The sequence below is a fragment of the Pseudomonas sp. F220 genome, assembly GCF_057813935.1.
This window is the reverse complement of sequence record NZ_JBVASJ010000029.1, coordinates 1-14,611: the sequence shown is the minus strand read 5'-3', so window position 1 is coordinate 14,611 and position 14,611 is coordinate 1. Positions and strand designations below refer to the sequence as shown.

The 14,611-nt window shown below is 59.3% G+C and carries 10 protein-coding genes and 1 pseudogene; 10 read left to right on the top strand and 1 reads right to left on the bottom strand.

Going from position 1 to position 14,611, the window contains the following annotated elements; genetic code table 11:
- The first annotated feature begins 69 nt into the window (after positions 1–69).
- From ACZYSM_RS21305 to ACZYSM_RS21265, 9 genes are all read left to right on the top strand, one after another.
- Positions 70–3,837, top strand: a complete 3,768-nt coding sequence (locus ACZYSM_RS21305) for a nitrate reductase subunit alpha (RefSeq protein WP_489074280.1) — start codon at positions 70–72, stop codon at positions 3,835–3,837.
- An 11-nt stretch (positions 3,838–3,848) separates the two neighbouring features.
- Positions 3,849–5,387 (top strand): nitrate reductase subunit beta, encoded by a 1,539-nt coding sequence (narH, locus tag ACZYSM_RS21300; protein WP_489074278.1) that lies wholly within the window; start codon positions 3,849–3,851, stop codon positions 5,385–5,387.
- A gap of 2 nt (positions 5,388–5,389) precedes the next feature.
- Positions 5,390–6,145 (top strand): nitrate reductase molybdenum cofactor assembly chaperone, encoded by a 756-nt coding sequence (narJ, locus tag ACZYSM_RS21295; RefSeq protein WP_489074275.1) that lies wholly within the window; start codon positions 5,390–5,392, stop codon positions 6,143–6,145.
- Positions 6,138–6,818, top strand: coding sequence for a respiratory nitrate reductase subunit gamma (gene narI / locus ACZYSM_RS21290; RefSeq protein ID WP_489074273.1), 681 nt, complete (start codon positions 6,138–6,140; stop codon positions 6,816–6,818). The genes narJ and narI overlap by 8 nt, the downstream gene beginning before the upstream one ends.
- A gap of 10 nt (positions 6,819–6,828) precedes the next feature.
- Positions 6,829–7,800, top strand: coding sequence for a peptidylprolyl isomerase (locus ACZYSM_RS21285; protein WP_489074271.1), 972 nt, complete (start codon positions 6,829–6,831; stop codon positions 7,798–7,800).
- A gap of 35 nt (positions 7,801–7,835) precedes the next feature.
- Complete coding sequence (gene moaA, locus ACZYSM_RS21280) at positions 7,836–8,828, top strand: GTP 3',8-cyclase MoaA (RefSeq protein WP_489074269.1); 993 nt, start codon at positions 7,836–7,838, stop codon at positions 8,826–8,828.
- A gap of 286 nt (positions 8,829–9,114) precedes the next feature.
- Positions 9,115–11,130: a ribonucleoside triphosphate reductase gene (locus tag ACZYSM_RS21275; RefSeq protein WP_489074267.1), complete on the top strand. Its 2,016-nt coding sequence runs from the start codon at positions 9,115–9,117 to the stop codon at positions 11,128–11,130.
- A gap of 32 nt (positions 11,131–11,162) precedes the next feature.
- Complete coding sequence (gene nrdD, locus ACZYSM_RS21270; protein ID WP_489074265.1) at positions 11,163–11,330, top strand: anaerobic ribonucleoside-triphosphate reductase; 168 nt, start codon at positions 11,163–11,165, stop codon at positions 11,328–11,330.
- Positions 11,327–12,022 carry an anaerobic ribonucleoside-triphosphate reductase activating protein gene (locus ACZYSM_RS21265; RefSeq protein ID WP_489074263.1) on the top strand — a complete coding sequence of 232 codons (696 nt, stop codon included), beginning with the start codon at positions 11,327–11,329 and terminating at the stop codon, positions 12,020–12,022. Before nrdD ends, ACZYSM_RS21265 begins: the two co-directional genes overlap by 4 nt.
- Before the next feature lie 174 nt (positions 12,023–12,196).
- Here the strand turns inward: ACZYSM_RS21265 and ACZYSM_RS21260 are convergent.
- Positions 12,197–13,471: pseudogene (locus tag ACZYSM_RS21260) on the bottom strand (4Fe-4S binding protein).
- 509 nt (positions 13,472–13,980) lie between these two features.
- Here ACZYSM_RS21260 and ACZYSM_RS21255 point away from each other — a divergent pair.
- A complete protein-coding gene (locus ACZYSM_RS21255; RefSeq protein WP_489074261.1) occupies positions 13,981–14,196 on the top strand; it encodes a DUF3079 domain-containing protein in 216 nt (71 codons plus the stop codon).
- Positions 14,197–14,611 lie beyond the last annotated feature (415 nt).

Here is a 14,611-nt window from a genome sequence, read left to right as displayed (position 1 = left end):
GCCGACCCGAATCCAACCATTGCGTGGGCGGGGCACAGAACCCCGCGGCAAGCCTGAGAGGAATACACCGTGAGTCATTTACTGGATCAACTGCGGTTTTTCAACCGCAAGCAAAACGAGTTTTCCGACGGTCACGGAGAGACCCGCAAAGAGTCTCGTGACTGGGAGAACGTCTACCGTTCGCGCTGGCAGTACGACAAGATCGTGCGTTCCACTCACGGGGTGAACTGCACCGGGTCCTGCTCCTGGAAAATCTACGTCAAGAACGGTCTGATCACCTGGGAAACCCAGCAGACCGACTACCCGCGCACCCGTAACGATCTGCCTAACCATGAGCCTCGTGGCTGTCCGCGTGGTGCCAGTTACAGCTGGTACATCTACAGCGCCAACCGGCTCAAGTACCCGAAAATCCGCAAGCCGTTGCTCAAACTCTGGCGCGATGCGCGGCAGACTATGGCGCCGGTCGAAGCCTGGGCCAGCATCGTCGAGGACAAGGTCAAGGCCGACTCCTATAAAAGCAAACGCGGCATGGGTGGCTTCATTCGTTCCAACTGGGAGGAGGTCAACGAGATCATCGCCGCTTCCAACGTCTACACCATCAAACAATACGGCCCTGACCGGATCGTGGGCTTCTCGCCGATTCCTGCGATGTCGATGGTCAGCTATGCCGCGGGGTCGCGTTACCTGTCGCTGATCGGCGGCGCCTGCTTGAGCTTCTATGACTGGTACTGCGACTTGCCACCGGCCTCGCCGATGGTCTGGGGCGAGCAGACCGACGTGCCGGAATCGGCCGACTGGTACAACTCCAACTACATCATTGCCTGGGGTTCCAACGTTCCGCAGACCCGTACCCCCGACGCGCACTTTTTTACCGAAGTCCGTTACAAGGGCACTAAAACCGTGGCCATCACGCCCGATTACTCGGAAGTGGCCAAGCTCACCGACTTGTGGCTTAACCCCAAGCAAGGCACTGACGCGGCGCTGGCCCAAGCGTTTAACCATGTCATCTTCAAAGAGTTCCACCTGGACAAACCGAGCGCCTATTTCACCGAATACGCCAAGCGCTTTACCGATTTGCCGGTGCTGGTGCTGCTCAAGCAAATGGTCGATGTGGCGCCGGGCGCCGGCTACCAGCCGGACCGCTTCTTGCGCGCCTCGGACCTGACCGACAACCTCGGCCAGGAAAACAACCCGGAATGGAAAACCATCGCGCTGGATGTCAGCGGTGAACTGGTTTCGCCCCAGGGCTCCATCGGTTATCGCTGGGGCGAGAAGGGTAAGTGGAACATCCTCGCCCGTGAAGGCGGCGAAGGGCGTGAGATCGATCTGAAGCTGAGCCTGATCGGTGATGACGTCGCCGAAGTGGCGTTCCCGTATTTTGCCGGCGAGTCCCACGAGCACTTCCAGCACGTGGCCGGCGATGCCGTGCAATACCGCCGCGTGCCGGTGCATAACGTGGTGCTGGCGGACGGTAGCGTGGCGAAAGTCGCCACCGTGTTTGACCTGTCGGCGGCCAATCTGGCAATCGATCGCGGTTTGGGTGGCGCTAACGTCGCCAAGGATTACGACGACGCCAGTGTGCCGGGCACCCCGGCCTGGCAGGAGCAAATCACTGGCGTTAGCCGTGAGAAAGCCATCCAGATCGCCCGTGAATTCGCCGATAACGCGGACAAGACCAAGGGCCGCTCGATGATCATCGTCGGTGCGGCAATGAATCACTGGTACCACATGGACATGAACTACCGCGGGCTGATCAACATGCTCATGCTCTGCGGGTGTGTCGGCCAGACTGGTGGCGGTTGGGCGCACTACGTCGGTCAGGAAAAACTTCGTCCGCAATGCGGTTGGCTGCCACTGGCGTTCGGCCTGGACTGGAACCGTCCGCCTCGGCAAATGAACGGCACCAGCTTCTTCTATGCCCACAGCTCGCAATGGCGCCACGAAAAAATGAGCATGCACGACGTGCTCTCGCCGCTGGCCGATAAGAGCCAGTTTCCCGAGCATGCCCTGGACTACAACATCCGCGCCGAACGCGCCGGTTGGCTGCCCAGTGCACCGCAACTGAACACCAACCCGCTGCATATTTGCCGTGACGCTGCAGCGGCCGGCATGGACCCCAAGGACTACGTGGTCAAGTCGTTGCAGGACGGTTCCCTGCGGTTCTCCTGCGAGCAGCCGGACAGCCCGGTCAACTTCCCGCGCATCATGTTTATCTGGCGTTCCAACCTGCTGGGCTCCTCGGGCAAGGGCCATGAGTACATGCTCAAGTACCTGCTCGGCACCAAAAACGGTGTGATGAACGAAGACATCGGCAAAGTCGGCGACTGCAAACCCGAAGAAGCGGAATGGGTGGACGAGGGTGCCATCGGCAAGCTTGACCTGGTGACGACCCTGGACTTCCGCATGTCTTCGACCTGCGTCTACTCGGACATCGTGTTGCCAACCGCGACCTGGTACGAGAAAGACGACATGAACACCTCGGACATGCACCCGTTCATTCACCCATTGTCGGCGGCCATTGACCCGGCGTGGGAATCTCGTTCGGATTGGGAGATCTACAAAGGCATTGCCAAGGCGTTTTCCAGCATGTCCGAAGGGCATCTGGGGGTTGAAAAGGACCTGGTAACCATCCCGCTGATGCATGACAGCGTTGGCGAACTGGCCCAACCGTTTGGTGGTACCGACTGGAAAAGCGCCGGCGTGGCACCTGAGCCGGGCAAGAACGCGCCGAACCTGCACGTGGTGGAGCGTGACTACCCCAACATCTACAAGCAATTCAGTTCCCTTGGGCCCTTGCTGGAAAAACACGGCAACGGTGGCAAGGGCATCAACTGGAACACTGACGATGAAGTGAAATTCCTCGGTGAACTCAATCACCATGAGGGCGACGCGGGCATCAGCCACGGCCGGCCGAAAATCGACACGGCGATCGATGCCGCCGAAGTGATTCTGTCCCTGGCGCCGGAAACCAACGGCCAGGTGGCGGTCAAGGCCTGGGCCGCGCTGTCGGAATTCACCGGGATCGACCACAGCCACCTGGCGCTGTCCAAGGCCCACGAGGCGATTCGTTTCCGCGACATTCAGGCACAGCCACGCAAGATCATTTCCAGCCCGACCTGGTCGGGTCTCGAAGACGACCACGTCAGCTACAACGCCGGCTACACCAACGTCCATGAAGGGATTCCATGGCGCACCATCACCGGTCGCCAGCAGTTCTATCAGGATCACCCGTGGATGCAGGCGTTCGGCGAGCAGCTGATGAGTTATCGGCCACCGGTCAACACCCGCACCATCGAAGGGGTGAAAGGCAAGCGCAGCAACGGCCACACGGAAATCGTCCTGAACTGGATCACCCCGCACCAGAAATGGGGCATCCACAGCACCTACAGCGACAACCTGCTGATGCTCACCCTCAGCCGTGGCGGGCCGATTGTCTGGCTCTCGGAGAACGACGCGAAACGCGCCGGCATCGAGGACAACGACTGGATCGAGTGCTTCAACGTCAACGGCGCGCTGACCGCACGAGCGGTGGTCAGTCAGCGGGTCAAGGACGGCATGGTGATGATGTACCACGCCCAGGAACGAATCGTGAACGTGCCCGGCTCGGAAACCACCAAGACCCGTGGCGGCCATCACAACTCGGTCACCCGTGTCGTACTCAAGCCGACTCACATGATCGGTGGCTACGCCCAGCAAGCCTACGGTTTCAACTATTACGGCACGGTCGGTTGCAACCGCGATGAATTCGTCGTGGTGCGCAAGATGGCCAAAGTCGACTGGCTCGATGGTTCGACCGGCGATGACCTGCCGCGTCCCCTGCCGACCGAGATGGATTGAGGAGAACAGTCATGAAAATTCGCTCACAAATCGGCATGGTTCTGAACCTGGACAAATGCATCGGTTGCCACACTTGCTCGATCACCTGCAAGAACGTCTGGACCAGCCGCGAAGGCATGGAATACGCCTGGTTCAACAACGTCGAATCGAAACCCGGGATCGGCTACCCGAAAGAATGGGAAAACCAGGACAAGTGGAAGGGCGGCTGGATCCGCAATGCCAACGGTACGATCAACCCGAGGATCGGCGGAAAATTCCGCGTATTGGCGAATATCTTCGCCAACCCGGATCTGCCACGCCTCGATGATTACTACGAACCCTTCGACTTCGACTACCAGCATCTGCACACCGCACCGCTGGGCGAGCACCAGCCAACGGCGCGGCCGCGCTCGCTGATCTCTGGCAAGCGCATGGAAAAAATCGAGTGGGGCCCGAACTGGGAGGAAATCCTCGGTACCGAATTTGCCAAGCGGCGCAAGGACAAGAACTTCGACAAGATCCAGGCGGACATTTACGGCGAGTACGAAAACACCTTCATGATGTATTTGCCGCGTCTGTGCGAGCACTGCCTCAATCCTACGTGCGCAGCGGCCTGCCCGAGCGGGGCGATCTACAAGCGCGAGGAGGACGGGATTGTCCTGATCGATCAGGAGAAATGCCGCGGCTGGCGGATGTGCATCAGCGGCTGCCCGTACAAGAAGATCTACTTCAACTGGAAAAGCGGTAAATCCGAGAAGTGCATCTTTTGCTACCCGCGTATCGAAGCCGGGATGCCGACGGTCTGTGCGGAAACCTGTGTCGGGCGCATTCGTTATCTCGGTGTGCTGCTGTATGACGCCGACCGCATCAGCGAAGTGGCGAGCACCGCGAATGAACAGGATCTGTACGAGAAACAACTGGAGATCTTCCTCGACCCGAATGACCCGGCGGTGATTCGTCAGGCCCTGGCCGACGGTGTGCCGCAGTCGGTGATCGATGCCGCACAACGTTCACCGGTCTACAAAATGGCGGTGGACTGGAAACTGGCGCTGCCGCTGCACCCGGAATATCGCACCCTGCCGATGGTCTGGTACGTACCGCCGCTGTCACCGATCCAGAATGCTGCAACCGCTGGCACCGTGGGCATGAACGGGGTGATCCCGGATGTCGATAGCCTGCGTATTCCGCTGCGTTACCTGGCTAACCTGCTGACCGCAGGCGATGAAAAACCGGTCAAACGCGCGCTCAAACGCTTGCTGGCAATGCGCGCCTACAAACGTTCCGAGCAAGTCGACGGTGTCCAGGATCTGCAAGTGCTTGCGGACGTCGGGCTTAGCGTGGCTCAGGTCGAGGAGATGTATCGCTACCTGGCAATCGCCAACTATGAAGACCGCTTTGTAGTGCCCAGTGCCCACCGTGAAGACGCCATGAGCGATGCGTTTGCCGAGCGTTCTGGCTGCGGCTTCAGTTTCGGCAGCGGTTGTAGCGGCAGTTCCGACACCAATATGTTCGGCGCCAAGAAAGCCAATCGCCGCGACATTCTGAAAACCGTCCAGTTGTGGGAGGAATGAGCATGCGCATTCTCAAAGTGATTTCGCTGCTGCTCGATTATCCGACCGAGACGCTGGTCGCGGGTCGCGACGAACTGGAACAGGCGATTATCCAGGCACGGGAAATCAGCCCCACGCAACGCGGCGCATTGTTCGAATTGCTCGAGCTGATCTGCGCCAATGACCTGATGGACGGGCAGGAGCACTACGGTGCGCTGTTCGGCCGGGGTCGCTCGCTGTCGCTGCTGTTGTTCGAGCATGTGCATGGCGAATCCCGCGACCGTGGTCAGGCCATGGTCGACATGATGGCGCAATACGAAGCCGCCGGTTTTGCCATCGGTGTCAAAGAGCTGCCGGACTACATCCCGCTGTACCTGGAGTTCCTGTCCACCCGCGAGGACATCGAGGCTCGCGAGGGCCTGGCCGATGTTTCGCACCTGTTGGCCTTGCTGGCGGCGCGTCTGGATGAGCGTGAAAGCGCCTATGCCAGTTGCTTCCGGGCACTGCTGCAAATTGCCGGCGCCGAGCCGCACCAAGCGGTGGCCGACCTGCGTGCGCAAGTCGCAGCAGAACCGCGCGACGACTCTCTCGAAGCCCTCGACAAGATCTGGGAAGAAGAGGCCGTGGACTTTCTCCAGGCCGAACAGCAGGACCGTTGCAGTTCGCTGCCAAGCGCACCGGGCAAGGCCCGCGAGGAAAGCGCGGTGCCATTGCATTGGGTCGATTTTCAGCATGAAGGGCTGGCCGCTGTGCCAGCCAGGGAGGTAGGCAATGTCTAAGTGGAATCTGTTGTTGTTCGGGGTGTATCCCTATGTCGCCCTGGCGATCTGCCTGATTGGCAGTTGGGCGCGCTTCGATCTCTCGCAGTACACCTGGAAGGCTGGTTCCAGCCAAATGCTCAATCAGCGCGGCATGCGCGTGGCGAGCAACTTCTTCCATATAGGTGTGTTGTTCGTACTGGCCGGGCACTTCGTCGGCCTGCTGACGCCGGCGTCGGTTTATCACCATGTGATCAGCACGGAGAACAAGCAGTTGCTGGCAATGGTCTCCGGTGGGATTTTCGGCCTGCTGTGCCTGATCGGTCTGCTGATGCTGATCAATCGGCGGCTGACTGATCCACGGGTGCGAGCCACTTCCAGCGTGTCGGACATTCTGATTCTGCTGGTGCTGCTGGCGCAGTTGCTGCTCGGGCTGCTGACCATTGTGGCGTCCACCGCGCATATGGACGGCTCGGTGATGGTGATGCTCGCCGATTGGGCGCAGAACACTGTGCTGTTGCGTCCGATGGAAGCGGCGGCGTCCATCGCGCCGGTCGGCTTGACCTACAAGCTGCATGTGTTTCTCGGCTTGACCCTGTTCGTGCTGTTTCCCTTTACCCGTCTCGTACACATGGTCAGTGCACCGATCTGGTACCTGGGACGGCGTTATCAAATCGTTCGGCAGAAAATCTGAGGAGGCAATCATGTCAGGTGGATGTGGATGTGGCGGCGGTAAAGGGGGCAGCGGTGGCTGCGGTTCTTCAAAGCAAGCGGAGCCCTCGGCGCCAGGCGTCGTTGATATCGCGCCGGGAGGTGCGGTGCAGTTTGAAGCACTCCCGGTCGAACCGGCTGCTGCTGACAGCGCCCCGGCGCAATTGATCGCCAGCAGCGAGCAGGAGTGGCCGATCATCAGCGTCAACGAGGTGTCGATCACCTCCGATGCCATGGCCCAGGAGCTGCAATATCATCCGGCCGAGAGCCGGGAAGAGGCGGTGTATCTGGCCGCCAGGGCGCTGGTGATCCGCGAGTTGTTGCAGCAGCGCATTGCCGAGCTCGGCCTGTTGTTACAGGTTGGTGCCGGCGAAAATGAAGAGGAAGCGGCCACCCGCTTGTTGCTTGAGCGCGAGGTGCAAGTACCCCAGTGTGATGAAGCAACCAGTCTTCGTTACTACGAAAACAATCGCGGGCGCTTCCATAGCGCGCCGTTGTTGGCGGTGCGGCACATCTTGCTCGAATGTGCGCCGGACGATGCCGAGGCCCGGAGCCTGGCGCACGAGCAGGCCGAAATCCTCCTGCAGCGTCTGGGGGATTTCCCCGGCAGTTTCGCCGAGCTGGCGCTGAAATATTCGGCCTGTCCGTCGAAGGCTCAAGGCGGTTCTCTAGGGCAGATCAGCAAGGGCCAGACCGTGCCGGAGTTGGAGCGTCAGATATTTACATTGGCGTCGGGATTGGCCGGCAAACCGCTGGAGAGTCGTTACGGCTGGCATGTGGTCAGTGTCGATCAGCGGATCGAAGGCATGCCGCTGCCCTACGAGGTGGTCTCTACGGCAATTCGCACGCAATTGCAGCAAGGCGTCTGGCAAAAAGCGTTAGTGCAATACCTGCAAACCCTGATCGGTGCCGCAGATATTCGCGGCATCCACTTGCAGGGCGCCGACTCACCGCTGGTGCAATAGGCCGCAGTGACCATTTGGCAAACCGGGGAAATGTGATGAGCACTGTCATGCAGGATGGCTTTGGGCGGCAGATCGATTATCTGCGGATGTCGGTGACCGATCGTTGTGATTTTCGCTGTGTGTATTGCATGGCGAAAAACATGACCTTTCTGCCACGTCAGCAGGTCCTTACGCTCGAAGAATTGCAGCGCTTGGCGACGCTGTTCGTCGGCCTGGGGGTGCGCAAAATCCGCCTGACTGGCGGCGAGCCGCTGATCCGCCCCGGTATTGTCGGGCTGTGCCGCAACATTGCCGCTTTGCCGGGTTTGCGCGAACTGGTGATGACCAGCAACGGCTCGCAGCTGGGCCGTCTGGCCCGGCCGTTGGCGGAGGCCGGGGTCAAGCGGATGAACATCAGCCTTGATAGCCTGGATGGGCAGAAGTTTCGTGCGATCACCCGTAATGGTGATCTCGATCAGGTGCTCAACGGCATCGAAGCGGCCCGCGGTGCGGGTTTTGAGCGGATCAAACTCAATTGCGTGGTGATGAAAGGACGCAACTTCGATGAAGTCCTGGGGTTGGTGCAGTACGCCATCGAGCAACACATCGATATCAGCTTTATCGAAGAAATGCCCTTGGGCGACGTCGGGCGCGCGCGTGGCGAATCGTTTTGTTCCAGCGACGAGGTACGTGCGCTGATCGCCAGCCGTCATGCGTTGCTCGACAGTGCCGAGAACAGTGGCGGGCCTGCGCGTTATGTACGCCTGGAACGTCATCCCGCTACCCGGATCGGTTTCATTTCACCCAACAGCCACAACTTCTGCGGTAGCTGCAACCGGGTGCGGATGACCGTTGAAGGGCGGCTGCTGCTCTGCCTGGGGCAGGAAGACTCCCTTGATTTGCGCGGTTTGCTGCGCCGCTATCCGCTGGATGACCAACCGCTGATCAATGCGGTGCAACAGGCGTTGCGCGGCAAGCCCTTGCGTCACGATTTCAACCCGGAAGGGGCGGTGCAGATTTTGCGCTTCATGAGCATGAGTGGCGGTTGACCTGATCTGTAAAACACAACAAATCCAATGTGGGAGCGAGCCTGCTCGCGATAGCGGTAGAACAGTCGACATCAATGTTGAATGTGCTGCAGTCATCGCGAGCAGGCTCACTCCCACATTGGATTCTCGCTGGCCAAAGTGTTTTTTATCCACCCCGCATTTGGGCGTCTTTTTTGCCGGTAATTCTTGACGTCGATCAAGTGCAGAACTGCCCTTTATCCGTAGCCTTCCCCGCATGTTGTGTTTTTAAAGTTTAAAACATCTATATGTAGTGTCTGGAGGCCGAATGCAGAGCACGCTGATCTCAATAGGATGTAACCGCTTGCACAAACGCGATGGCAGTCTGGTCGCCTTCGATGCGGACAAGATCCGTCAGGCCTTGATCGCCGCCGGCAAGGCCACCGGGGAGTACACCGAGTCCGAAGTCGAGGGTTTGCTCGGGGCGGTACTGGCCCGGTTGGAAGGGCACGCGCGACTGCATGTCGAACAGATCCAGGATCGCGTCGAACGGGTGTTGATGGACGCCGGTTTTTTCTTCGCCATGCGCGCTTACATCGTCTACCGCGAACAGCACGGGCGTTTGCGCCGCGACCGCAGAACCATGGTCGAGGTGGCGACCTCAATGAACGAGTACCTGGATCGTGAAGACTGGAGGGTCCAGGCCAACGCCAACCAGGGCTACTCCCTGGGCGGGCTGGTGCTGAACGTGTCGGGCAAGGTCACCGCCAATTATTGGCTCGATGAGGTGTACAGCGAGGCGATCGGCCAGGCTCATCGCGAGGCGGATTTGCATGTGCACGACCTGGACATGCTCGCCGGTTATTGCGCCGGCTGGTCGCTGCGTATGCTGTTGCACGAGGGCCTGAATGGCGTGCCCGGGCGAGTCGAAGCCGGTCCGCCGAAACACTTGAGCAGTGCGCTGGGGCAGATGGTGAATTTCCTCGGCACCTTGCAAAACGAATGGGCCGGCGCCCAGGCGTTCAGCTCGTTCGATACTTACCTTGCGCCCTTTGTGCGCAAGGACCAGCTGAGCTACCAAGAGGTGCGCCAGGCGCTGCAAGAGTTCATCTACAACCTCAATGTGCCTTCGCGCTGGGGTACCCAGACACCCTTTACTAACCTGACCTTCGACTGGGTCTGCCCACAGGACTTACGTGAACAGATACCGGTCATCGGTGGCGTCGAAATGCCGTTTGCCTATGGCGACCTGCAGGTCGAAATGGATCTGCTCAACCGCGCCTATATAGAGGTGATGCAGGCGGGCGATGCAAAAGGGCGGGTGTTCACCTTTCCGATACCGACTTACAACATTACCCATGACTTTCCGTGGGACAGCGAGAACGCCGACCGCCTGTTCGAGATGACCGCGCGTTACGGGCTACCGTACTTTCAGAACTTCCTCAATTCAGATCTGCAACCCAATCAGGTGCGCTCGATGTGCTGCCGTCTGCAGCTGGATGTCCGCGAGTTGCTCAAACGCGGCGGCGGTTTGTTCGGTTCGGCGGAACAGACCGGCTCGCTGGGCGTCGTCACCATCAACTGTGCGCGTCTGGGCTATGTGTTCAAGGACGATACCAGCGGTCTGTTGAAGCGCCTGGACACCTTGATGGAACTGGCGATGGAGAGCCTGGAGGTCAAGCGCAAGGTGATTCAGCATCACATGGACGCCGGATTGTACCCCTACACCAAGCGTTACCTGGGCACATTGCGCAACCACTTTTCCACCATCGGTCTCAACGGCTTGCATGAAATGCTGCGCAATTTCACCGGCGACGAGCAGGGCATGCACACCGAACAGGGCCGGCAGTTTGCCCTGAAGCTGTTAGACCATGTGCGCGCCACCTTGCTGCGTTTCCAGGAGGAAACCGGCCACCTCTACAACCTGGAAGCCACTCCGGCCGAAGGCACCACCTACCGCTTCGCCAAGGAAGACCTCAAGCGTTATCCCGATATCCTCCAGGCCGGCAGCGTGGAGGCTCCGTATTACACCAACTCCTCGCAATTGCCAGTGGGCTACACCGACGATCCATTCGAAGCCCTGGAGCTTCAGGACGAACTGCAATGCAAATACACCGGCGGCACGGTGCTGCATTTGTACATGGCCGAGCGAATTTCCTCGACTGAGGCCTGCAAGCAACTGGTGCGCAAGGCCCTTGGGCGCTTCCGGCTGCCTTACCTGACTGTGACCCCAACCTTCTCCATCTGCCCGGTCCACGGCTACCTCGATGGCGAACATGAGTTCTGCCCCAAGTGCGACGAGGCGCTGCTGCTGCGTGAGCAAAACCTCGGCACTGCTCATTGATTTCGACTCACTCAACCGCAAGGAGCTTCACCATGAATGCATTGCAAACACTGCCTCAAGCTCAACGTCAACGCTGCGAAGTCTGGACCCGAGTGATGGGTTATCACCGGCCGGTATCGGCCTTCAATCCGGGCAAGCAATCCGAGCATCGTGAGCGGGTCCACTTCACTGAAAGCGCGGCACTGGCCGGGCGCCAATGAGTCGAATGCTTCGGGTCGGGGGCATGGTGCCCTTGACCACTCTCGACTACCCGGGACAGCTGGCCTGCGTGTTGTTTTGCCAGGGGTGCGCCTGGCGCTGTCGTTACTGCCATAACCCGCAATTGATCCCGCCTCGCGGCAGCGAAGAAGTGGAATGGTGCCGGGTGTTGGCGTTTCTGCAACGTCGTCAGGACTTGCTCGATGCCGTGGTGTTCAGCGGCGGTGAGCCAACGTTGCAGGACGGCCTGCTCGGCGCCATGGATGAAGTGCGACAGATGGGATTTCGCATCGGCTTGCACAGTGCCGGGATCAAACCGGCCGCCTTTGCCAAGGCAGTGACGGGGGCCGATTGGGTCGGTTTCGATATCAAAGCCTTGCCTGAGGATTGCCAAACTATTACTCGCGTCGAGGGTAGCGGTGCCGCCAACTGGCGCAGTCTGGAGCATCTGCTGGCCAGCGGTGTCGACTATGAATGCCGCACCACGGTGCATTGGCATTTGTTCGAGCCTGCGCGGTTGTTGGTTCTGGCGCGGCGTTTGAGTGCTCTAGGGGTCAAGCGTTTTGCGGTGCAGTTGGTACGGACTGCCCGGATGCTTGATCCGCAGTTGTCGAGTATTTCGGCACCGGCTGAGCAGGCGGAGTTGTGGGCGGCGATGCGGGAGTTGTTTCCGCAGTTTGTGTTGCGTGGGTGATCCCTGTGGGAGCTGGCTTGTCTGCGAAGGCGGCCTGTCTCTTGTGGATGTGCGCAGACCCCCTGTAGGAGCCGAGCTTGCTCGCGATGGCGGCCTGACAGCCGACCAATCTCTTGACGGTGTACATATCCATTCCTGCGGTAACTTTGGCAAACGCCCCAAAGTCTACCAACCCTAAAATTGCAGCCACCATCCATAACCCACCAACCCATTAGCCAGTAACAGACACCCACTGCCTGGCAGTCGTCGAGCCAACGAAGCGCCCTCGCGACCCAGCAGCCTCCACCCCAACACCAAACTCCACCCCATCGCCGCCATCAACAGCAAGTCCCTTGCCGGCTGCACCCACTCCAGCAGCAGACTGGACCTGCATAGCGCAGCAACTTCACGGTGGTCGCCGTCAGCCCCAGAAACAACCCTGCGCCGCCAAGGGGTGTCAGGGTCAGGGCCAGGGGCGAATACAGAGCCGGGTTTCCCGCCAGTCGAGCCGTCAGACATAGCAGGATCAGCAAAGCGGTGCCCAGCAATATTGAGCTCAAGCTCAGGTAAGCGACGATGCTGAAACCGTCGAGCCAACTGAAGCTGTCGTTAAGTTGTGGGTAATGGGTGAGCAGCCACCAGGGCGCGTTGTCCTGCAAAGGCCAGAGCAGGTCCTGTTCGACCAGCCAGTGTACGAGGTGTTGTTTGAGGGCGACGAACCACGGGCTGACCGTCCACTGAAAAGCGCCTATGGCCAGACCGATCACGCCGAACCGCGCCGTTGCCCGCTGCAGCGTCCGCAGGCGTGGCAGTCGCTGGCGCCTTGCAGGCGACGGATATCGAGCAAGGGCGCGCAGTTGGGAGGCGGCAGACGTGGTGCGGCATTTTCCACCCAGCGTTGTTCGTCCACCTGAAAGTGTATCGGCGCAAGTCGGGCGAGCAGGGCAAAGACCCCGCTGACCGGGCACAAGTAACGGCACCAGCCCCACTTGCCCCGGGCGAACAGCAAACTGACGATGACCGCCACGACCGTCGAGTCGCCTAGAATCAATAACGCTGCCTGGGCGTAGTCATAGACACTGATCAACTGACCGTAGAGGGTCGTCAGGCAGAACGCCAACGTTGGCCAGCCGCCCCAGCGCAACCAGCGCGGCACGCCTAAACCTTTGCCGTAGCGGCTGGCCCATTCGCTCAGCGAACCTTCCGGGCACAACACTCCGCACCAGAGTCGGCCAAACAGCACCATCGACAGCAGCACGAATGGCCACCAGATTCCCCAGAACAGGAACTGCGCGAGCAAGGTCAGATTGTCGAAGATCCGTGCCTGATTGTCCGGCAGTGGTAGCACCGCCGGTATCACCAAGAGCAGCGCACGACCACCCACTGCACGGCACGTATCACCGGCGCATTCCGACGCATTCCGTCGCCCAGGCACTGGAGCCATTGATTGCGCCGACTCATGTCGGGCATGGAGCTGTTCCCGAGCGGTGCTAGTAAGAGCAGGGCGAGTGAAAGCGAAAAGGGGGGGACGCATGATGCTTTCCGGGCACTGACGAGTAAGACCCCGAGTCTAGGAAGCTTTCTTGCGAATAATAATGATTATTGTCAGTTTTTGGGGCGATGAGCTTTGCCTTGCGAGTCGGGCAGCCGAAACAGGGCAACCTGGACGCAATCCGGCCATGAGCGTGTGCTCATCGAATACGGGAGTGCACATATAAAGAGCATCGAAGCCGATGGCTGTGGCGTTGTGGTTCTTCATATATTCAATTCTGACTCGTTCTCGCACCGCCGCGGCCGTGGCGCGCCGTGTAAGACCGCCAAGTTGACGCAAATGCCAGCGTCCTGCTGATCAGCTACGTCGCGTTAAGCTCAGGTCAGCGACGCACACAGTGAATTCATCGTTCTTGATCTGTATCAACCGCATTTCCACGCAGGCTGTATAGGCTGGAGGCACTCCTATACGTTACCTGGGGATCGGCATGGCCAAGAATTTTCCCATACACCCGAAGCACCCCGAGCGCATCTGCTGGGGCTGCGACAGGTACTGTCCGGCAAATTCCATGGCGTGTGGAAATGGCTCCGATCGCACGATGCATCCGGCCGAGATGATCGGAGACGATTGGTATTTGCACGGAGACTGGGGCATCGACCCGTTAATCACGACAGATAAAGCGTCAGACGATTCGCGCCGCTGAGTAAAAACGCCCTGCCATGCTGACGAACATCCAGCGCGAACGCGCCACATGATGCTCAACCCCTGTGAATTGAGCAATATACTGCGCACATTGTTTGTGCGCTCCTCTATATAAGCAGGGTTTTAGAGGTTTTCGACGATTGTTGATAGATAACCTGCATTAGGGGTTGACGGCAGATTCTGTAAGTCTATAATTCGCCCACTTCCGGCGCAGTCGAAACGGAAAACTCCTTGGTAAACAAAGAGTTACGCAGTTTTCGACAGCGGTTACGCTTCAGTTCATCGAGGCCCGAAGGAGTTGCTGGAGTCGTGTTGTTGGACTCCATTAACGGTTCGATCCACTCGGTCGAAAGCGGTGTAAAAGAGGTGTTGACAGCAGCGAGTAACGCTGTAGAATTCGCCTCCCGCTAACGAGT